Source organism: Yinghuangia sp. YIM S09857, from assembly GCF_051388915.1.
GTDB lineage: Bacteria > Actinomycetota > Actinomycetes > Streptomycetales > Streptomycetaceae > Yinghuangia.
In genome coordinates this window covers 36,889-57,292 of the sequence record NZ_JBPKBH010000007.1, presented here as the reverse complement: position 1 = coordinate 57,292, position 20,404 = coordinate 36,889, and the positions used below count along the sequence as shown (strand labels likewise).

19 protein-coding genes are annotated in these 20,404 nt (G+C 72.6%); 7 read left to right on the top strand and 12 right to left on the bottom strand.

The features are described from left to right. Positions 1-74 precede the first annotated feature (74 nt). The 5 genes from ACRX5S_RS16540 to ACRX5S_RS16520 form a co-directional block, all read right to left on the bottom strand. The gene (locus ACRX5S_RS16540; protein WP_436773697.1) at positions 75-725 is read right to left on the bottom strand and encodes a hypothetical protein; all 651 of its coding nucleotides are present in this window, start codon (positions 723-725) and stop codon (positions 75-77) included. A 78-nt stretch (positions 726-803) separates the two neighbouring features. Continuing rightward, a complete protein-coding gene (locus ACRX5S_RS16535) occupies positions 804-1,484 on the bottom strand; it encodes an ABC transporter ATP-binding protein (protein WP_436773696.1) in 681 nt (226 codons plus the stop codon). After that, a complete protein-coding gene (locus ACRX5S_RS16530) occupies positions 1,484-2,341 on the bottom strand; it encodes an ABC transporter ATP-binding protein (RefSeq protein ID WP_436773695.1) in 858 nt (285 codons plus the stop codon). The genes ACRX5S_RS16535 and ACRX5S_RS16530 overlap by 1 nt, the downstream gene beginning before the upstream one ends. Beyond that, positions 2,338-4,362: an ABC transporter permease gene (locus tag ACRX5S_RS16525; protein WP_436773694.1), complete on the bottom strand. Its 2,025-nt coding sequence runs from the start codon at positions 4,360-4,362 to the stop codon at positions 2,338-2,340. Before ACRX5S_RS16525 ends, ACRX5S_RS16530 begins: the two co-directional genes overlap by 4 nt. A 52-nt stretch (positions 4,363-4,414) precedes the next feature. After that, complete coding sequence (locus tag ACRX5S_RS16520) at positions 4,415-5,065, bottom strand: hypothetical protein (protein WP_436773693.1); 651 nt, start codon at positions 5,063-5,065, stop codon at positions 4,415-4,417. A gap of 395 nt (positions 5,066-5,460) precedes the next feature. Between ACRX5S_RS16520 and ACRX5S_RS16515 the strand changes: the two genes are divergently transcribed. Together ACRX5S_RS16515 and ACRX5S_RS16510 are read left to right on the top strand one after the other, a co-directional pair. Further along, the gene (locus ACRX5S_RS16515; RefSeq protein ID WP_436773692.1) at positions 5,461-6,021 is read left to right on the top strand and encodes a hypothetical protein; all 561 of its coding nucleotides are present in this window, start codon (positions 5,461-5,463) and stop codon (positions 6,019-6,021) included. Between the two features lie 263 nt (positions 6,022-6,284). After that, the gene (locus tag ACRX5S_RS16510) at positions 6,285-7,640 is read left to right on the top strand and encodes an ABC transporter substrate-binding protein (RefSeq protein ID WP_436773691.1); all 1,356 of its coding nucleotides are present in this window, start codon (positions 6,285-6,287) and stop codon (positions 7,638-7,640) included. Between the two features lie 196 nt (positions 7,641-7,836). On the opposite strand, the gene ACRX5S_RS16505 is transcribed toward ACRX5S_RS16510, so the two are convergent. Further along, positions 7,837-9,270 carry a D-alanyl-D-alanine carboxypeptidase family protein gene (locus tag ACRX5S_RS16505; protein ID WP_436773690.1) on the bottom strand — a complete coding sequence of 478 codons (1,434 nt, stop codon included), beginning with the start codon at positions 9,268-9,270 and terminating at the stop codon, positions 7,837-7,839. Between the two features lie 237 nt (positions 9,271-9,507). Here ACRX5S_RS16505 and moaA point away from each other — a divergent pair, with 237 nt between their 5' ends. Beyond that, positions 9,508-10,539: a GTP 3',8-cyclase MoaA gene (moaA, locus tag ACRX5S_RS16500; protein ID WP_436773689.1), complete on the top strand. Its 1,032-nt coding sequence runs from the start codon at positions 9,508-9,510 to the stop codon at positions 10,537-10,539. Between the two features lie 92 nt (positions 10,540-10,631). Here moaA and ACRX5S_RS16495 read toward each other — a convergent pair whose 3' ends face one another. From ACRX5S_RS16495 to ACRX5S_RS16475, 5 genes are all read right to left on the bottom strand, one after another. Beyond that, positions 10,632-10,877, bottom strand: coding sequence for a hypothetical protein (locus tag ACRX5S_RS16495; protein WP_436773688.1), 246 nt, complete (start codon positions 10,875-10,877; stop codon positions 10,632-10,634). A 337-nt stretch (positions 10,878-11,214) separates the two neighbouring features. Further along, positions 11,215-11,835 carry a DUF3099 domain-containing protein gene (locus tag ACRX5S_RS16490; protein ID WP_436773687.1) on the bottom strand — a complete coding sequence of 207 codons (621 nt, stop codon included), beginning with the start codon at positions 11,833-11,835 and terminating at the stop codon, positions 11,215-11,217. Positions 11,836-12,149: 314 nt separating this feature from the next. Further along, the gene (locus ACRX5S_RS16485; RefSeq protein WP_436773686.1) at positions 12,150-12,701 is read right to left on the bottom strand and encodes an RNA 2'-phosphotransferase; all 552 of its coding nucleotides are present in this window, start codon (positions 12,699-12,701) and stop codon (positions 12,150-12,152) included. Between the two features lie 78 nt (positions 12,702-12,779). Continuing rightward, the gene (locus ACRX5S_RS16480; protein WP_436773685.1) at positions 12,780-14,183 is read right to left on the bottom strand and encodes a metallopeptidase TldD-related protein; all 1,404 of its coding nucleotides are present in this window, start codon (positions 14,181-14,183) and stop codon (positions 12,780-12,782) included. Continuing rightward, a complete protein-coding gene (locus tag ACRX5S_RS16475) occupies positions 14,180-15,703 on the bottom strand; it encodes a TldD/PmbA family protein (RefSeq protein ID WP_436773684.1) in 1,524 nt (507 codons plus the stop codon). Before ACRX5S_RS16475 ends, ACRX5S_RS16480 begins: the two co-directional genes overlap by 4 nt. Positions 15,704-16,057: 354 nt before the next feature. On the opposite strand from ACRX5S_RS16475, the gene fabG reads away from it, so the two are divergent. After that, positions 16,058-16,762, top strand: coding sequence for a 3-oxoacyl-[acyl-carrier-protein] reductase (gene fabG, locus ACRX5S_RS16470; protein ID WP_436773683.1), 705 nt, complete (start codon positions 16,058-16,060; stop codon positions 16,760-16,762). 3 nt (positions 16,763-16,765) lie between these two features. After that, entirely contained in the window at positions 16,766-17,539 is a 774-nt protein-coding gene (fabI, locus tag ACRX5S_RS16465; RefSeq protein WP_436773682.1) for an enoyl-ACP reductase FabI, read from the top strand. Positions 17,540-17,664: 125 nt separating this feature from the next. On the opposite strand, the gene ACRX5S_RS16460 is transcribed toward fabI, so the two are convergent. Further along, the gene (locus ACRX5S_RS16460; RefSeq protein WP_436773681.1) at positions 17,665-18,147 is read right to left on the bottom strand and encodes a DUF6223 family protein; all 483 of its coding nucleotides are present in this window, start codon (positions 18,145-18,147) and stop codon (positions 17,665-17,667) included. A gap of 229 nt (positions 18,148-18,376) precedes the next feature. Here ACRX5S_RS16460 and ACRX5S_RS16455 point away from each other — a divergent pair, with 229 nt between their 5' ends. Both ACRX5S_RS16455 and ACRX5S_RS16450 read left to right on the top strand, forming a co-directional pair. Then, positions 18,377-19,501, top strand: coding sequence for a sensor histidine kinase (locus ACRX5S_RS16455; RefSeq protein ID WP_436773680.1), 1,125 nt, complete (start codon positions 18,377-18,379; stop codon positions 19,499-19,501). Further along, the gene (locus ACRX5S_RS16450) at positions 19,498-20,160 is read left to right on the top strand and encodes a response regulator (RefSeq protein WP_436773679.1); all 663 of its coding nucleotides are present in this window, start codon (positions 19,498-19,500) and stop codon (positions 20,158-20,160) included. Before ACRX5S_RS16455 ends, ACRX5S_RS16450 begins: the two co-directional genes overlap by 4 nt. The last annotated feature ends 244 nt before the right edge of the window (positions 20,161-20,404 follow it).

Here is a 20,404-nt window from a genome sequence, read left to right as displayed (position 1 = left end):
GCCCTGGAGCGACAACGAATGACCCAGCCCCCGACACGATGCAGCGAATCGAGGTCTGCTCCGGGCTCCGACGGTCAGGACCGTTCGTGTCGCTCACAGGGCAGGACCGCACGTGCGTCGACGTTCAGGTTCTTGTCGAATTGAACGCGTCGGTATTCTCCGTGTCGGTCGCGGAGTTCCAGGGTGCGGTTGCCGGTGAAGCGCACGTCCGCCGACACGTTGCCCAGGCAGCCGGTCGCGACCAGGACCTCGCGGTCCAGGCCCCTGGTGGTCCGCAGGTAGATCCGGTGCACCACGGCCAGGTCGAGGGGACCGCCTTCTGTCACGACCACGTGCACATGGCCGTCCGGTGACGCCGCAACTGTCCTGCCGACCTTGTGGGGCGCAGTCTGGAACATCGACAGCAGCAGGGCCAGGCACAGCATGACGAACGCGCAGCAGGCGAGTCCGCCGGCCAGTGTCCACACCAGGAAACTCCGGAATGACAGGGCGAGTTCGGCCCCCAGGACCGTCACGGCAAGGGGTGCGATGACGATGGGGGAGCCCGCCGCTGTCTCGAACACCCGGAAGTTCCACGGATTTTGCTCTGCGGCCACCGCGACGGCGGCGAGCAGGAGGCCCGGGGCGACGAGCAGTGTGCGCCGTGCGGAAACCAGGTAGACCGTTCGGCTCCGCCGCTGCGGTCTCGCCTGGGCGTTCGGCGCCGCGCGGACGTGCGTTGTCATGACGCTCCCTGATCTCCGGATCCGGTGCCTTGGGCGGAGTTGGACCCTACTCAGAGCGCGGCGGCGGTGGTGTTCGGGTCAGTCGAAGAGGGACAGGTGGCCGTTGGTGAGGAGTTCGTCGGGTTCGCCTTTGAAGGCTACTTGGCCTCGGCGGAGGACGTAGACGACGTCGGCGCGGCGGAGGGCTTCGCCGGCGTACTGCTCCACGAGGACCACGGTCCTTTGTCCGGCGGCCAGTTCGGAGACCACGTCGTAGAGTTGGGCGACGACGCGGGGGGCCAGGCCCTGGCTCAGTTCGTCCAGGAGGAGGACGCGGGACGGGCGGAGAAGGGCGCGGGAGACGGCGAGCATTTGTTGTTCGCCGCCGGAGAGGGTGCCCGCGCGTTGGCCGAGTCGCTTGCGGAGGACGGGGAACGCGTCGAGCGCCGGGTCGATGGTGTCCGTGTCGGCGAAGACGCGGAGGTTGTCGCGGACGGAGAGGCCCGCGAAGACGCCGTGGCCGTCCGGGATGAGGGCGAGCCCGTCGCGGGCGCGTTCGGCGGCGGTACGGCGGGTGATGTCGCGGCCGTTCCATTCGATGCGGCCGGAGGACGGGGTGAGGAGGCCCGCGAGGGTGCGCAGGAGGGTCGAGCGGCCGGCGCCGTTGCGGCCCAGGAGGGCGGTGACGGCGCCCTCGGGGAAGGCGAGGTCGATGCCGTGCAGGGCCTCCACGGGGCCATAGCGGACGCGCACGTCGTGGAGGGAGAGGGAGACGGGCATCAGCGGTCACCCCGGCGGCGAGCGGGCGGCGGCGCGGTGGGGAGCGGGGCGTCGGGTCGGTCGGCGGGGCCGGGGGTGTCGCCGGTTACCGGGTCGAGGTACGCGGCGCGGGCCGCGGTGTCCTCGCGTACTTGCTCCGGTGGTCCCGACGCGACGATGCGTCCGGCCGCCATGACGTGGACGGAGTCGGCCACGCCGAACACAAGTTCCATGTCGTGCTCCACAAGGAGCACCGCGAGCCCGTCGTCCGCGAGACCCCGCAGCAGCTCCCGGAGTCGCCCGGTCTCCGTGTCGTCCAGCCCGCTCGCGGGCTCGTCGAGCAGGAGGACCGACGGGCGGGAGGCGAGGGCCCGGCCCAGTTCGACCAGGCGCAACGTTCCGGTGGGGAGCTCACCGCAGCGTACGTCCCGGACTTCGGTCAGCCCGACCAGGTCCAACGCCGCCTCCACCGCCGTCCGCGTGCGCCCCCGCGCCGCGTCCGGTAGCCCCAGCAGCCGCGCCGTCGCGCTCGCGCCCGTGCGGTTCTCCGCGCCGACCCGCAAGTTGTCGACCACCGTGAGGCTCGGGAACACCGATACGACCTGGAAGGTCCGGGCGATGCCCAGCCGTGCGCGGCGGTGGTCCGCAAGGCGCGTGATGTCGCGATCGCCGAGCCGGATGCGCCCCTCGTCCGGACGCTGCGCTCCCGCGAGGCAGTGGAACAGAGTGCTCTTGCCCGCACCGTTCGGTCCGATCACCGCGGTGACCTCACCCGGCGGTACCGCCAGGTCGACCCCGTCGACGGCGCGTAGGCCGCCGAAGTGGCGGACCAGGCCCAGCGCTTGAAGGCCGGGGACATCCGGCTGACGTCGCGTCACCGTCCGCCTCCGTCCCGCGCGCGCGGCGCCGACGAGCCTGCGGCAGCGGCCTGTTGGCGTACGCGTCCCCGCAGCGCCTCGCCCGCCGCCGTCAACCGCACCGCACTTCGGACGCGCGCCGAATCGCGCGCCGAATCGCGGGTCCACTCCCGCTCCGACTCCCGCTCCACGGAACCCGGCCCGAACAGCACCGGCCCGAGCACCCGCCGCGCGGTCGCCAGCGCACCGCCCGGCATGCGCGACAGCAGCACCGCGCCCGCGCCGATCACGATCGTCGAGACACCCTCGCGCGTACCGCTGTCGAGCCCCACGATCAACGCCGCCGCGAGCACCGCGCCCGCCGCGCTGTCGACGCCGAAGACCACCACGGCCGCGAACCAGATCAGCCCGATGAGCGGGTCGAACGCCTGTGCGTCGAACGCCCGTCCGCTCATCCCCATCAGCGCGCCCCCGAGCGCCGCCACGCCCGCGCTCACCGCGAAGACGAACACCTTCAGCCCGGGTACGTCCACCCCCGACGCCGCCGCGCCGCCCTCGCTGTCGCGCGTCGCCACCAACATGCGTCCCAGGCGCCCGGTGTGCAGCCGCCGCACCAGCAGAAGTGTCAGCCCGAGGCAGATCAACTCCAGGACGTAGAAAGAGCGTTCACCCGAGAACGGCCACGGGTGGTCGAGCCGCAGACCGGTCGTGAAGATCGGCTGCGCGAACACGAACCGGCTCACCACCACCGCCACCGCGAACGTCGTCAGCGCAAGTGCCAGGCCACGCCGCCGAATCGCCGGATAGCCGGTGAGCAGCCCTACCGGCACCACCAACAGCGTCGCCAGCAACAGCGCCGGCAACCCCGGCACTTCAGGTAGCCCGAGGAACTTCCCGCTCATCAGCGACGCCGCGAACAGCGCGCCGAGGCCCGCGTACCCCGCCTGCCCCAGCGACACCTGCCCCGCGTACCCCGTCAGGATCACCAGCGACACGAACACGATGGCGAGCGCCGGAATTTGCTGCGCGGACCGCAAGTGGTCCGTGCCCAGCGCGAGCGGCGCGGCCAGCACGATCGGGTACGGCAGCCACCACAGCGCGGGCAATCGTGTACGCGCTCCCGCGTCCACGCGCGGATACGACGCCCGCGAGCCGACCTCGATCATGCGCGGCAGCAGGAGCAGCGCCAGCAGCAGGACCACCACGAACATGTTCGACTGGAGGGCCTGGAGCATGTTCTGCGCCTTGCCGTCCAGTTGCACGCGCGTCAGCTCGCTCTGCCCGATGCCGATCGCCACGGCCACCAGGATGGCCGCCGGCAGGCTCGCCAGCCGCGCGGCGACCGCGACGCCGATGGTCTCCAGCACCAGCAGGGTCAGCCCGAACGGGTCCAGGCGTACGTGCGGCGCCAGCAGGATCCCCGTCAGCCCCGCCAGCATCGACCCGAAGGCCCACCCGACGGCTGACACGCGGTCGGCCGCGACGCCGCTCAGCTCGGCCAGTTCGCGGCGGTCGACCACCGCGCGCAGGTCTGCGCCGAACCGGGTGAAGCGGGTGACCCCGGCCACGATGACGGCCACCCCGACCACCACGCCGAGGTCGATCAGCGCCGCCTCGGAGACCGTCGCGCCGCCCCACAGCTTGACCGAGCCGGTCTCGAACAGGGTGGGCGGATCGAGGCGCGATTCGGTGCCCCAGGTCAGGATCGCGATGCCGAGCAGGAGAACGAGCACGCCCAGGGACGCGGCCAGCATCTCGGCCGGGCCCGCACCTCGTCTGCTCAGGCCGCGGAAGACAAGCCGTTCGAGCAGCAGCCCGAACGCCGGTGCGACCACCAGGATGTCGAACAGTGCCGCGGGCACCACCGGCCAGCCCCACACGCGCACCTGCTGCCAGAGCAGGTAGGCGATGAGCATCGCCACGGCCCCGAACCCCAGGTTGAACACGCCGGTCGCACGGTACGAGGTGATCAGGCCGACGGCGCCGAGCGCGGCGATCGCCCCGACGGCCAGCCCGGCGAGCGCCAGGTCGATGGTCAGCATGGGTGCGGGCCCGCCCTCCGGGCGGCGGTCGAGGTGTCAGGCATCGGCGGCGTCAGTCCACGTCGTCCGAAGACGCGGGCGCCGGGGAAGGGAACGCAGACTCGGCCGCCGGAGCCGAACCCGTGTCGTCCGGGTCGCACAACGCGCACGGCCGCAGGTCGAGTTCGGCAGCCTGCGCGGGGCCGAGGACGAACACCCCGTTCTTGCCGCGCACGAGCTCGCAGTCGGGCCGGTGGTACCGGGCGCCGCCGGACAGTGAGACGAACGGCGTGTCGGGCGTGTCGCCCGAGGCACCGGCGTCCCCGATATCCGCGGCGGCGTTGCCCTTGTTCGCTGTACGCCCGCCGCCGTCACCCTTGCCGCTGTCCGTCACGATCCCCGTGCTGCCCGCCTCCACCGCAGCCGAGGAGCCTGCACCGGAACCCCCGACGGACCCGCCCACCGGCTCCAGGATCAGCGCGTGGAGTTCCGCGACCTGCCGCCGCAGCGCGTCGTCCGAACGGCCCTCGCCCCGCAGCCGCGCGGCGATCAGCACCGCGCCCGCGACGATGAGCGCCGCCCCCGGCACGGTGGCCGACGCGAGGTAGGGGAGTTGCCGGGCCTCGTGCTTCTCCCCCGACACGCCGTACCAGCCCACCGCGCACAGCACCGCGCCGATCAGGACGACGATCCAGCCTCCGTACGCCCGAACGGCCGAACGCACGTCGCCGTCCCAGCGCGGTCTTTCCGAACCCTCCACCGGCCCGCCTCACCTGTTAGCCGCCTGCGCATCCGGGACAGTCCGGATGCGGTCGTCCCGGGTCTGGTCCAGGTTAGTTGCGGTCGAAACGGAACACCCGGCTTTCGCGATCCGAAAACGCAGGGAACGATTGCATACCGACCGGGCATCGACCGCATGTCGGCAACCCGGACGGGAAATCAGGTTGCGAATACAGGTCGACGCGAGGATGGACACAGATGTGAACGGGTATCCACGCCGCTATGTGACGCACGGGTAGGGTGCCGTACGCTCCGACCTGACTTCTGTGATCTACGCCGGGGAAAAGCCCCGGCGGGAACGGACGGTGAAAGCACATGCGGGACATACGTACTCGTCGTATGGCGTGGGCGGCCCTGCCGATCGCCGGCGTGCTGCTGCTCGCGGGCTGCGGTGACGACGACGACAAGGACGAGGCCAAGACGTCGCCGAGTGCATCGGCGCCCGCGACCGGCGGCGCGCCGACCACCGGTGCCCCGGCGACCACGCCCGCCACCGGCGGCGCGGGCTCCAGCGCCCCGGCGGCCGGTCCGGCCGACCCGGCCACCTTCACGGCCGACCAGAAGGCCGCGGCCACCGCGTACACCCAGATGCTCGACACGAAGGTCCCGGTGGACCAGCGCAAGGCCGGCATCCAGGACGCGGAGGGGATCGCGCCGCTGCTCAACGAGCTGCTGGCCAACCCGGCGCTCGGCACCGCCTCGATCAAGGTCAACAACGTGGCGGTCAACGGCGACAAGGCCCAGGTCACGTTCGACGTGATCGTCGGCGGCGCGCCGTTCTACCCGAACCAGACCGGTGACGCGGTCAAGGTGGACGGCAAGTGGCTCGTCGGCAAGAAGACGGTCTGCGGCTTCGGCGGGGGCCTCGGGATCACCCAGCCGCCGGCCTGCACGTCCTGACACCGGTCGGACGGTCCGACACCGGTGTGACGGTCCGACCCAGGTCGGGCCGGTTCGGTCGGCTGACCGCCCGCCGAGCCACGAGTGCTGACACGCCGTCATAGTTCCAGTGACGGTGGCGGCCGCGGGTACGCGCCCTCCGCGCGCGTACCCGCGGCCGTCCGCACGACCACGCGTGATCCGCACGGCGAGCCGCGCGGGACTCGCGGGCCGTACGACCGCGCGACCGCAGGACCGCAGGACCAGGCATCCGGGAGCCGCACATGCGCCGCACTTTTCGCCACGCCGCTGCCGCCGCCGCGCTCGCGCTCGTCCTCGCGGCCTGCGGATCCAGGCTCCCGGAAAGCGACTTCGACCGGCCCGCGCCCGGTCCGGACACCGCGGGCGCGCCGGGCGCGAACACCGCCTCGGACGTCGGCGTCACCCCGACCACGATCAAGGTCGGGATGATCGACACCGCGTCCGGCCTGCTGGGCAACGAGACCTTCTCCGGGCCCATGTACGGCGCGCAGGCGTTCTTCAAGGCGCTGAACGAGAAGGGCGGCGTCAACGGCCGCACCGTCGAGGTCGTGAAGTGCGACGACCAGGGCGTGGGTGCGGACAACCAGAAGTGCGCGCGCCAACTCGTCGACGACGACAAGGTGTTCGCGTTCGCCGGGAACAGCATCTACAACTACGCCGGCGCTGAGTACGTCAGTTCCAAGGGTGTCCCCGACGTCGGCGGCATTCCGGTCGGGAACGCGTACGACCAGTACCAGCACCTCTACAGCCTGTACGGCTCCAGCTCGCCGCGGAACGGGCAGGTCGGCTGGGGCGGCACACTGTACCAGAACACCGAGATCTACCGGTACTTCAAGGAGAAACTCGGTGCGCGGACGGCGGCGGTCGTCTCGTACAACCAGGCCGACTCGGCGCGTTACGCCCAGACCATCAAGGACGGCTTGCGGGCCGAGGGCTACACCGTGGTCGACAAGCAGGTCGACTTCTTCCTCGCGAACTTCGACGCCGCGGTCGTCGACATGAAGAACCGCGGCGTCGACATCGTCTTCGACGCGATGGACACGCGCGGAAACGCCGTGCTGTGCAAGTCGATGGACGACATGGGTCTCAAGGTGCAGGCGAAGGTGTCCACCGTGCAGAGCCAGAACGCCTCGGTGCCCAAGCAGTTCAAGGACTCGCCGACCTGCCGCAACACCATCCACGCCACCGGCATCAGCCGCTCGTACGAGGATGTCGGCCACCCCGCGGTCGCGGAGTTCCGGGCCGCGATGCTGAAGTACTTCCCGGACCGCGAGGGCCTGATGTCCCAGTGGGCGCTGGAGGGTTGGGCGTCCGCGCAGTGGCTGACGGACGCCATCGCCTCGTGCGGGGCCGACGTGACGCGCAAGTGCGTCGAGGAGTTCGTGAACCGTCCTGAGGGGTACGACGCGCACGGGCTCCTGATCCCCGTGGACTTCAAGCCGGAGACCGCGGAGCAGGCCCAGGCGCCGCAGAAGTGGTGCACCAACGTGGTCCGTTGGCAGGACTCCGCGAACGGCGGCAAGGGCGGCTGGGTCGACCAGGTACCCGACATGGCGGCGAACTGCTCGGTGGTGCCGTCGCTTCCGTACAAGCCGTAGGACGCGAGTGACCGCCGGGGGCAGGGGAGTTCGATTTCCCGTCCGCCGTCCGCCGTCCGCCGTCCGCCGTCCGCCGACCGCCGACCGCCGACGTGCGGCGCGGCGGCACGGAAGGATCCGTACCGCCGCGCCGCGAACAGCCTTGCGGGGGACCGTCGTTGCCCGCCACGTCAGGGGAACGGCCGGTCGCCCGGGCTCAGGGGTGCGGCTTCATGGTCGGGCAGCCCTGCGTCTTGTAACTCGCCTGGTACTCGAAGTGCCACGGCTCGTTCGCGTAGATCTGGCACCAGCCGTACGTCTTGCCCTTCGACTTCATCCACGGCTGCGCCGCGACGTTGATGTCGATCGCGTTGCCGTCGACGTGGGAGGACTCATCGGGCGGGAGCACGCGCATGCGGGCCGCCTCGACGGAGCCCAGGTCGCGCACCTCCTTCTCCCACAGGTCCTTCTGGTGCTCGTACGAGCGCTTGCCCGATGTGAGGGTCATGGTGATGCCGTCGGCCGCCATCGCCGCCTTCGCCTGCTGGTACGCGGTTCGCGCGCCGCCGACCAACTTGGCCGGGTTGGTGGCTCCCGGGTCGTCGGCTATGCCGTCGCCGTTCGCGTCGGTCTTCGGCGACTTGCTTCCGGTCGACGCGCTGCCGGACGGGCTCCCGCTCGGCGACTTGGAACCGGACGAGGCCGAACCGGACGGGCGGCCGCTCGACGCCCCGATGCTCGGAGCCTTCGAGGACGGGGGAGCGGTCGAGGTCGGCGGCGGGGCCGACGTGGGCGCGGCGGAGCTGGGCGTGGGGGACGTGGTCAGGCCCACCGACGTGGTGTCGGGCTTGTCGTCCCCGGTCAGGGTCTTCGCGGCGACGAGTCCCGCGCCGGTGAGCGCCACGGCGCCGACGACGCTCCAGATGACGACGGCGCGGCGCCGCTTGCCGCGGCGGACGCCCGAACCCGATCCCGGATCCGAACCCGATCCGTCGTCGTGCGGGTCCTCGTGGCCGCCGTAGCCTCCGTAATCCCCGTATCCGCCGTGGCCGTCGTCGCCGCCGTGGCCGGCGGGCGGGTGGTCGTCGGGCGTGCCGGGGCTGTTGTGGGCGTGGCCGGCGGCATCGTGGCCGGGGTTCGGTCCGGTGCCGTGTCCCGGGTACTGCGGGGCGCCCATCGCGTAGGCGCCGAGGTCGAGTTCGGGACTCGCGGGCGCGGGTGCCTCGGGCCCGCCGGGTTGCGCGGCGTGCGGCTGCGCACCGAGCGGCTGCGCACCAGGATGCCGGTCACCTGGCTGTGGCACACCGGGTTGCTGCATACCGGCCGCCTGCGCGCCGGCCGCCTGCATACCGGGCGGCTGCGCGCCGCCCGGCGACTGCGCGTTTGCCGCCCGCGGTCCCGGGGGTTGCGGTTCGGGCGGCTGGTGGCCCATGGGCACCTGGTGCACCGGTACGACCTGCGTCGGTCCGTCGTACGGCGTCGGCGGCACACCCGTGCTGCTCGACTCCCACGCGCTGTCGAGGTAGCGGGCGGCATCCGAGTAGGTCGCCTCCCGGTCGCCGCCGGGGTCGGAATTCGTCCGGTGGCGGGCGCCGCCCTGAGCGGCGTCCCGCCCGGCGCCCGGGCCCTGGTCTTGCGGTCTGTGATTCAACGTCGATCCTCCCCGCAGGATCATTACGTATGACGGTGTACTGCGGTGCCGCGAAGTGTCACAGGTGCGCTATGGGATTCGCCACGCCGCGGTGAGGCAACGCGATGCACCCGCCGGACGTACGGTGACGTACCGTCGCCGGGGTGGCACCGGTCACGCTCTTGCGGACCCTGCGTACCCTGGGGGCGAAGCCGAACCGGTGATCTGCCATGCCGGGCTGGGGGTGAGGAGACCGCCATGAGCGTCGAGACGACCGCAACCGGAGCCGCGCGGGGCGGGGCGCTGGTCGACGCCTTCGGACGCGTCGCCACGGACCTGCGGGTGTCCCTCACCGACCGCTGCAACCTGCGCTGCACCTACTGCATGCCGGCGGAGGGGCTGGACTGGCTGCCCAAGCCGGAGCTGCTCACGGACGACGAGATCGTCCGGCTGATCACGGTCGCGGTGACGCGGCTGGGGGTCACCGAGGTGCGGTTCACCGGCGGCGAGCCGCTGATGCGGCGCGGGCTGCCGGGGATCATCGAGCGCGTGGCGGCGCTGGAGCCGCGGCCGAAGCAGTCGGTGACCACGAACGGCCTCGGCCTGGTCAAGACGGCGCCCGCGCTCAAGGCGGCCGGACTGGACCGCGTCAACGTCTCGCTGGACACCCTCGATCCGGAGCGCTTCCGTACGCTGACCCGCCGCGACCGGCACCACGACGTCGTCGCGGGCATGGCCGCTGCCGCCGACGCCGGGCTGACGCCGGTCAAGGTCAACGCGGTCCTGATGCGCGGTGTCAACGAGGACGAGGCGCCGGCGCTGCTCGCATGGTGCCTGGAGCGCGGGTACGAGCTGCGGTTCATCGAGCAGATGCCGCTGGACGCCCAGCACGGCTGGAAGCGCGAGCAGATGGTGACCGCGGAGGAGATACTGCGGGACCTGTCGGCGGCGTTCCGGCTCACCCCCGAGGGCGACGAAGCGCGCGGCAGCGCACCGGCCGAACGCTGGCTCGTCGACGGCGGTCCCGGCCGGGTCGGCGTCATCGGGACGGTCACGCGTCCGTTCTGCGGAGCCTGCGACCGTACCCGGCTGACCGCCGACGGCCAGATCCGCAACTGCCTCTTCGCGCGCGAGGAGTCGGACCTGCGGGCGGCCCTGCGCGGCGGCGCGGACGACGCCGAGATCGCCGACCGCTGGCGCGCGGCGATGGCGACGAAGAAGGCGGGCGCGGGTATCGACGACCCGACGTTCCTCCAGCCCTCGCGCCCGATGTCCGCGATCGGCGGCTGAGCGGGCCCGGCGGCGGCTCAGTCCGCCCGTCGACGGCTCTCGCGGCGGTCTGGCGGCGGCCGAGCGGCGGCCCGTCGGCGGATCGGAGCGGGTCAGGGGTTCGAGCTACCGGTCTCCTCGGCCGCGGTCCACGCGTCGAAGGCGACCGTATCCTTCAGGAACCCGCGGACGGCGAGGAACTGGCCCAGGGTGTCCCGGTGTTCGTCGCACGCCAGCCACGTCTTGCGGCGGTCGGGGGTGTGCAGCTTCGGGTTGTTCCAGGCCAGGACCCACCGCGCGTCGACACGGCAGCCCTTCGCCGAACAGATCGGCCGGGTCGGCTCTTCGGTGGGAAACATGCCCCCAGTATCGCAAGACGCCGTTGCGCCGACGCGCCGGGAACCGCCGAGCGGGGGCCGCCGATTCCGCTGCGCTGCGTGATGGGCGCCCCGCGGCGCGCGTGCCGCGCCGGTCCGCGAACTCCCGTACTCACAGGCCCCGGACACGGGCGATGCCGGGCAGCCACGGGGGGAGCCGCCCGGCATCGCGTCGGTCGCTCCGACGGGGGATACGGAGCACGTTTTGAAGTATGGCACGTCCGCGCCCGACGTGAAGCCCCATCCGGTAACGCGTGTCGAGCGATTTCGGCACGGCTCGGGGCCCCTTCACGCGGGACCCACCGGGCACTCGAACAACTTACTGACGGTTACCTTTTGGCGGGGCGTCAGGCCCGCCGCGGAGGCCGCCGGACGGGTCGTCCGAAGGCTCACGCGCCTGTTCGGACGAGGTCTCGGACGAGGTCTCGGACGAAGACTCACGCGGCGTCTCGTGCCGCGGCTCCCCGGTGTTTGCTCCCGGCGCATCGCCGTGCCCCGCGGTCGTCTCGCCCGAGGCGGTCGTCGCCCAGACCGTCGAGCCGCGCGGCGGGGCGGAGGCGGCGTCCGGCACGATCCACGCGTCCTCCGGCACGATCGTGATGTCGTGCCGCTCCGCGCTGGTGAGCACCGCGTGCGGCGGGGGCTCGATGGCCCGGTGCGCCTGCGGCGGGACGACCTGCGAGGCGGGCGGCGGATCGGTGATGCGTGAACGCCCGGCGTTGGCTACCACGACGGCGACATACGGGAGCAGCACCGCGGCCGCGATCATCACCCAGCGCAGCGGCCCCTCCAGGACCACCGCGAGCACGAAGCACACCGTGCGGATCGACATCGACAGCACGTACCTGCGCTGGCGCCCGCGCACGTCCTCGGTGAGGCCCTTGCGTGCACCGCTGATCTGGTACGTCTGCGCGCGACCCGCGCGGTTCACCAGCACCATGCCCACCTGCCCGCCGCCGAGCCCCGGCCGACCCGGAGCCGAGGTCCTTGCCCCCACCGTACGCCGCGCCGACCTGGGGAACGAGACCGGGGGCCGCGCCTTGGCCGGGAGTTTCCGATTGCCATCCGTGCGGGTGACCGGGAACCCCGTGGATGTGCTCCGACCAGTGCGGGAAGTAGTGCGGGAAGTGAGGTGTGGGAGGCGACGCGCGGACGTCGCGAACGGCAGTGCGGCGAAGCGCGCGGAGGCAGGGCGGAGCGGACACACCGAACCCGGAACGCGCTCCGGGCGGTGCGCAAAGCCCTCGGCGTCCTTCAGGAACCGTCGCGGCGCAGGTACCCGGGCGGGACCGTCGGCACCAGCCATACGCCGTTGGCCGACACGCGGAACACGTGCCCGTCGGCGTGCATGCGTCCCGCGTCCACCACCAGTACCACCGGGCGCCCCCGGCGCGCGCCCACGCGGCGGGCGGTCTCCACGTCGGGGGACAGGTGCACGTCGTGCCGGTCCATCGGGCGCAGGCCCTCGGCCATGATCGTGTCGACCACCCGGCCCACCGTGCCGTGGAACAACTCGGCGGGCGGCTCGGCGGCCGCCAGGCCCAGTTCGACCGCGACCGTGTGGCCCTGGTTCGCGCGGATGCGCGTGCCGTCCTCCGACACCGCGAACCGCTTCTTGTCGTTGTTCTCGACCACGAGGTCGAGTTCCTCGCGGCTCACCGCGAAACCCTGCCTGCGGCACGCCGCGAGCAGGTCGTCGATCTCCGCCCAGCCGGCGGCGTCAAGGGTGATGCCGATGCGCTCCGGCTGGTGCCGGAGTGCCCTCGACAGGTATTTGGACACCTTGACCATGCGTTTTTCGTTCACACGCCTCCTCGGCGCTCGGGCCCGGGCCCGGCGTCGGACCGGCCCCCGCGCTCCCCACAGGGGCGCGGGGGCCGGTCGTCAGGACGCCTGGCTCACCGAGCTCATGTTGAAGTCCGGTACGCGGAGCGGCGGCATGGCCGCCCGCGAGAAGTAGTCGCCCCACTCGCGCGGCATCGTCCGCTCGGTGGCGCCCGCCTCGGTCACCCGGCCCAGCAGGTCCACGGGCGACTCGTTGAAGCGGTAGTTGTTGACCGCGCCGACGACCTCGCCGCCCTCGACGAGGTAGACCCCGTCGCGCGTCAGGCCGGTCAGCAGCAGGGTCTGCGGGTCCACCTCGCGGATGTACCACAGGCAGGTGAGCAGCAGCCCGCGCCCGGTCGAGGCGACCATATCGGCCAGGGACCGGTCCGCGCCTCCGCTTTCCAGCACCAGGTTGTCGATGTCGGGCGCGGCCGGGAGCCCCGCGAGGGCGGCCGAGTGGCGGCTCGCCGGCAGGGTCGAGAGCACACCGTCGGCGATCCACGAAGTCGGTTGCAGCGCAAAGCCGTTGTCGAAGACGGACGCGGTGTCGCCGGACGCCGCCGCGGTGGTGAACGGCGCGCACTCCAGACCGGGGTACGCCGGGTCGCTGCGCAGCGTCAGCGGCAGCGCCGACAGCTTCTCGCCCACCCGCGTCCCACCGCCCGGCTTGCTGAACACCGTGCGGCCCTCATGCGCGTCGCGCGCGCCCGCGGACCACGCCAGGTAGATCATCAGGTCCGCCACCGCGCTCGGCGGCAGCAGCGTCTCGTAGCGCCCGGCCGGCAGGTCGATCTGCCGGGACGCCCAGCCGACGCGCTGCTCCAGCTCCGCCTCGGCGCGCGCCACGTCCACGTCGGTGAAGTCGCGCGTCGCCGCGCCCGCCCATGCGGAGCGGGCCATGTCGGCGGACTTCGCGTTCAGCTCGAAGGTGCCGGTGGGCTGGTCGTGCCGGGCGCGCAGGCCCGCCGAGTTGCCGACGTACCGGGACGACACCTCGTGCGAGGCGAACCCGTACAGCCGCCGTCCGCCGGAGCGGGCGCGGGCGAACGCCTCGCCCAGTGCGGGGGCGAACTCGCGGAACACCTCGATGGACGTCCCGGCGGGAGGCTCGTCGAACCCGGCCGCGAATCGGGTGCCGCCGACCAGCGGATTGGCGTCCTCCGCGGGCCCCGCCCCGCGCGCCGCCTCCTCGGCGGCCCGCACCAGGCCCTCCAGGTCGTCGAGGGTCACGCCGCTGCGCGACACCACGCCCGACGCGGTGCCCTCGGCGCCGTCGACGGTCGCGATCACCGTCACCTGGCGGCTGTGCGTGAGGCCGTTGGTGGTCAGGGCGTTGCCCGCCCAGCGCAGGTTCGCGGTGCCGGACTCTTCGGCGATCACCACGCAGCCGTCCGAACGCGACAGTTCGAGTGCGCGCTCGACGATCTCGCCGGGCTTGGTCACAGTGGTCGCCTCCGTCAACGCCCCGCCTCCTGAACCGTGTTGAGCACCCGCACCCCGCGGAAGAGCGCCGACGGGCAGCCGTGGCCGACCGCCGCGACCTGGCCGGGCTGCGCCTTGCCGCAGTTGAACGCCCCGCCGAAGACGTACGTCGACTCCCCGCCGACCGCCTCCATCGACCCCCAGAAGTCGGTCGTGGTGGCCTGGTACGCGAAGTCCTTGACCTGGCCCGCCAGCCGGCCGTTCTCGATGCGGTACGCCCGCTGGCCGGTGAACTGGAAGTTGTAGCGCTGCATGTCGATCGACCACGACTTGTCGCCGATGATGTAGAGCCCGCGCTCCACACCGCCGATCAGATCGGCCGTGGACCGGTCCTCGGCGGCCGGGCGCAGCGACACGTTGGCCATGCGCTGGACCGGGACGTGCGACGGCGAGTCGGCGAACGCGCAGCCGTTGGACCGTCCGAAGCCCTTCATCCGGGCCATGTTGCGGTCGAGCTGGTAGCCGACCAGCACGCCGTCCTTGACCAGGTCCCAGCTCTGCGTCGCCACGCCCTCGTCGTCGTAGCCGATCGTCGCGAGGCCGTGTTCGGCGGTGCGGTCGCCGGTGACGTGCATGATCTCGGAGCCGTACTTGAGGGTGCCGAGCTTGTCGAAGGTCGCGAACGACGTTCCCGCGTACGCCGCCTCGTAGCCCAGCGCCCGGTCCAGCTCGGTGGCGTGGCCGATCGACTCGTGGATGGTCAGCCACAGGTTGCCCGGGTCGATGACGAGGTCGTACGCCCCGGCCTCGACCGACGGCGCCGCGACCCGCTCGGCGAGCAGCGTCGGCAGCTCGGCCAGCTCGGCCTTCCAGTCCCAGCCGGTCCCGGTCAGGTACTCCCAGCCGCGGCCGGCGGGCGGCGCGATGGTGCGCATCGACTCGAACGCGCCGCCGTCGACGGCGACCGCGGTCAACTGCGGGTGCAGGCGTACGCGCTGCTGCGTCGTGGTGGTGCCCGCGGTGTCCGCGTAGAACTTGTTCTCCTGCACCGCCATGAGCGAGGCGTCCACGTGGTCCACGCCGTCGGCGGCCAGCAGGTCGCGGCTCCACTGCGCGAGCAGGGCGATGCGGTCGGCCTCGGTGACGTCGAACGGGTTCACCTCGTAGGAGGACACCCACACCGCGTTCTCGTACACCGGTTCGGGCGCCAGTTCGACCCGGTCCTCCGGCCCCGCCCCGGACGCGTCGGCGATCGAGCGCGACACGCGCGCGACGGAGACGGCCTCCTCGGCGGCGCGCACCGCGGCGTCCACGGTCAGATCGACGCCCGCCGCGAAACCCCAGGCACCCTCGTGCACGACCCGCACCGCGAACCCGACGTCGGTCGAGTCGAGCGAGGTCTCGGTGCGCCCGTCGCGCAGTCTCAGGTGCGCGTCGCGGATGCGTTCAAGGCGGAAATCCGCGTGGACGACCCCGAGTTCGCGGGCCCGCCCGAGGGCGGCGTCCGCGAGGCGGCGCAGCGGATAGGCCTCGAAGGCCGGATCGATCGGGTGCGGCACGGGCTGCTCACCTGTCTTTCTGCTGCTCTGGAACCAGGCATGCGCTGTCCGGAAGTCAATCACGGGGGAGGCGGCGCGACCCGCGAATCTGCGGGCGGGTCGGGGCGGGAGGCGTACGGCCGCGGGCCGGGGCGCGGGACGCGGCGGTTGGCGACTTCCCACAGCTTGGCGCCGGATCTTCTTGTCGAGGGCGATTCCACGTACCGCGGCGCGGACCGATACGGTCGACGGATCCGGTGAGCCGACGTGTGAGCCGACGCGTGCACCGACCTGTGAATCGTCTTGTGAACCCAAGTATGTCGACGCACATCGACGTATACCGACGAACGTAATCGACGAATGAGGAGTGATCCGTTGAGCCGGTCCGTACTGGTCACCGGAGGCAACCGGGGCATCGGCCTGGCGATCGCGCGGGCCTTCGCGGCGGAGGGCGACAAGGTCGCGGTCACGTCGCGGTCCGGCGAGGCGCCCGAGGGGTTGTTCGGCGTCAAGTGCGACATCACCGACCCCGAGCAGGTCGAGCAGGCCTTCAAGGAGGTCGAGGCGCACCAGGGCAACGTCGAGGTCCTGGTCGCGAACGCCGGCATCACCAAGGACACGCTCCTGCTGCGCATGAGCGAGGACGACTTCACCGAGGTGGTCGACACCAACCTCACCGGCACGTTCCGGGTGGTCAAGCGGGCCAGCAAGGGCATGCTGCGGGCCCGCAAGGGCCGCATCGTCCTGATCTCGTCCGTCGTGGGCCTGCTGGGCTCCGCGGGCCAGGCGAACTACGCGGCGTCGAAGGCGGGCCTGGTCGGCTTCGCCCGCTCACTCGCCCGCGAGCTGGGTTCGCGCAACATCACCACAAACGTGGTCGCGCCCGGCTTCGTCGACACCGCGATGACCGAGGTGCTCGGCGAGGAGCGCAAGGCCGAGATCCTGGCCCAGGTGCCGCTGGGCCGCTACGCGAGCACGGAGGAGGTCGCGGCCGTGGTCCGCTTCCTGGCCTCGGACGCCGCGTCGTACATCACCGGAGCTGTCATCCCTGTTGACGGCGGACTTGGAATGGGGCACTGACGCATGGGCGACCTTCTGGCCGGCAAGCGCATTCTCGTCACCGGCGTGCTGACCGACGCCTCTATCGCCTTCCACGTCGCGCGGCTCGCGCAGGAGGAAGGCGCCGAGGTCGTGCTGACCGGCTTCGGCCGCCTGTCGCTGGTCAACCGCATCGCCGGGCGGCTGCCCAAGCCCGCCCCGGTGATCGAGCTGGACGTCACGAACCAGGAGCACCTGGACGCGCTCGCCGAGAACGTACGCCAGCACGTGGACGGCCTCGACGGCGTCGTGCACTCGATCGCCTTCGGCCCGCAGGACGCGCTGGGCGGGAACTTCCTGAACACGACGTACGAGGACGTCTCGACGGCCGTCCAGGTGTCCGCCTTCTCGCTCAAGTCGCTCACGATGGCGACGCTGCCGCTGAAGCCGGCGGACGGCTCCCTGTCGGTCGTCGGCCTGGACTTCGACGCGCAGGTGGCGTGGCCCGGCTACGACTGGATGGGCGTCGCCAAGGCGGGTCTTGAGGCGACCTCGCGCTACCTCGCGAAGTACCTCGGCGAGCAGAACGTGCGCGTCAACCTGGTCTCGGCGGGCCCGGTCAAGACCATGGCGGCCCGCTCGATCCCCGGCTTCGACCAGTTCGAGGGCGTGTGGAACGAGAAAGCGCCGCTGGGGTGGGACCTCAACGACGCCGAGCCCGCCGCGCGCGGCGTCGTGGGGCTGCTTTCGGACTGGTTCCCGAAGACGACGGGCGAGGTCGTCCACGTCGACGGCGGTCTGCACGCGATGGGCGCCTGAGCCTCGCGTCATATGTAGGGCGGGGTTTGGGAGCGCGCGGCGGTACGGCCACTCCGTGCCGCACGCGCGCTCGATCCCGGTCGTCCCCCGATCGTGCTCCCGGCCGAACGCGGCACCGGTCGCGCTCAGCGCGCGGTCGACCGGTGGGCCGTCGGCTGCCGCTCGCGGGTGCGGCGCAGGGCCAGCGTCCCCAGCACCGTGGAGACCAGGCCCACGATCATCGCCACGTAGGCCCCGCCCAGCCCGTTGCCGCTGCCGAGGCCGCCGTCCGCGGTGACGGCGACCACCACGCCGAGGACCAGGGCCACCACGCCCGCCGTGAGGGCCGTCCCCGCGCCGGTCCGGCCGGTGTCCGTGCCGAGGCGCCCGGCCGGGCGGACCAGCGCCAGGACGCCGACGGCGGTGCCGATCAGGGCCAGCACGGCGGCCGAGGAGGCGCCGAGCCGTCCGGCAGACATGTCGGTGACCCCGGCGGCGAGGACACCGGTCGCGGCCGGCTTGTGGTCGGACGCGTGTGCGGCGGCCGGTGCGGCGAGCACGAGCCCGCCCGTCAGAACGGCCGTGGCCGCGACCCGCCGGACGACCGTCCTGATTGCCGAAGTACCCATGTCTGACTCCCGGTTCATGCTGTCGCGTGCGTGTGTTCCGACGACTCGATGCTCCCTGCCGGCACGCCTCCGGTCGTCCGGCAGCCGCAGACTCTTCGCGCTGCCGCGGTCACCGCACCCGGCCACCGCGGACGCGGCAGACGGCCCTGCGCATACCGCGCCTGCGGTAGCCGGACGCTCGTACGGCGGCGGGATTCGCCCGGGCCGCGGGCGGGGCTAGGGTGCGCGCATGGACGAACGTCGGTTCGGCGTCCCGGCCGCGCTCGCCGACTGGGTGATCGCCGCCGGAGTGGCGGCTGCGCTGCTGCTGGCCGGGCGGTCCGGGGACCGGCCGGACTCGGACCTCGCCCCGGTCGGGTACGCGCTGCTGGCCGCCGGCGGCCTCGCCCTGGCCGCCCGCCGCCGCGCGCCCGTGTCGGTGCTGGCCGCAACGGGGCTCTGCGCCATGGGCTATCAGGCGGTGGGCTTCGATGTGCCCGTCGTCGCCTTCCTGTTCGCGGTGTACGCGGCCGTGCGGGCCGGGCACCGCGTCGTCACGCTGGCCGCGTCCGTGGTCATGATCGCCGCGCTGCCGCTGGCGGCGCTGGCCTCGCTGCACGACATGGGCGAGGCGTACGCGCGGGCCCGCGGCGCCCTGGAGATCGCCTGGCTCGTCGCGGCCGGTGCCGCGGGCGAGGCACTGCGTCAGGCCGAGCGGCGCGCGGACGAGGCCGAGCGCACCCGCGAGGAGGCCGCCCGGCGGCGCGCGGACGAGGAGCGCCTGCACATAGCCCGTGAACTGCACGACTCGCTGACCCACCAGATCTCGATCGTCAAGGTGCAGTCCGAGGTCGCCGTGCACGTCGCCCGGCGGCGCGGGGAGGACGTGCCGCCGTCCCTGCTGGCGATCCAGGAGGCCGCCCGCGAGGCGACGCGCGAGCTGCGCGCCACGCTGCAAGCCCTGCGCGACGACGACACCGCGCCGCCGCGCGGCCTCGACCACATCCCCGAACTGGTCGAACGGGCCGGCGCGGCGGGGCTGACGGCCACGCTGGTGGTCGACGGCCGCCGCACCGACGTCCCGGCCGCGGTGGGGCGGACCGCGTACCGGATCGTCCAGGAGTCGCTGACCAACGTCGCCCGGCACGCGTCCGCCGCGACCGCGTCGGTGCACATCGGGTATGGCCGCGACGTCCTCGCGATCCGCGTCGACGACGACGGCACCGCCACCCGGGACACCGTGCCGGAGCCCGGCATGGGCCTGCTCGGCATGCGCGAGCGGGTCACCGCCCTCGGCGGACGGCTGCGTGCCGAGCCGAGCAGCGGGCACGGGTTCACCGTCCAGGCCGAACTGCCGTTGGAGCACACCTCGTGATCCGTGTCCTGCTGGTGGACGACCAGCCGCTCGTGCGCAGCGGATTCCGCGCGCTGCTCGACCTGGAGGACGACATCGAGGTCGTGGCCGAGGCGGGCGACGGGCAGGCGGGCCTGGCCCTGGCCCGCGAGCACCTGCCGGACATCGCGCTGGTCGACATCCAGATGCCGGTGCTCGACGGGATCGGGACCACGCGCGCGATCGCCGCCGACCCGGCGCTGGCGGGCGTCCACGTAGTCATCCTGACCAACTACGGCATGGACGAGTACGTGTTCGAGGCACTGCGCGCGGGCGCCGCCGGGTTCCTGGTCAAGGACATCCTGCCGGACGACTTCCTGCACGCCGTCCGCGTGGCGGCCCGCGGCGACGCGCTGCTCGCCCCGTCGATCACCCGCAGCCTGATCGACCAGTACGTCGCGCAGCCCCGGCATGCGGGCTTCGCTCCCGGGCTGGAGGAGCTGACCGTCCGCGAGCGCGAGGCGGTGGCGCTGGTCGCGCAGGGGCTGTCCAACGACGACATCGCCGCGCGCCTGGTGATCAGCCCGCTGACCGCGAAGACGCATGTCAACCGGGCGATGGCCAAGCTCCACGTGCGGGACCGGGCGCAACTGGTGGTGCTGGCGTACGAGTCCGGGCTGGTCACGCCGCGGGGGCGCTGAGGCGGTGGCAACGCCGCGGTGACCGCCCGGGGAGGCCCCCGCCCCGCGGGCGTCGGCCCTGTCGGCGTCTGGGAGACTTGTGGTATGTCCGCATCACCGTCGCAGCCCCGGCCCGGCAAGGGCGAGTCCTCCAAGGAGCGGTACGCGCGCGCCGTCGCGGCGCGCAAGGCCCGGGAGGACCAGGCGCGGGCCGCGGAGCTGGAGGCGCGCCGGGCCCGGGCCGCCGCCGAGGCGGCCGACCTCG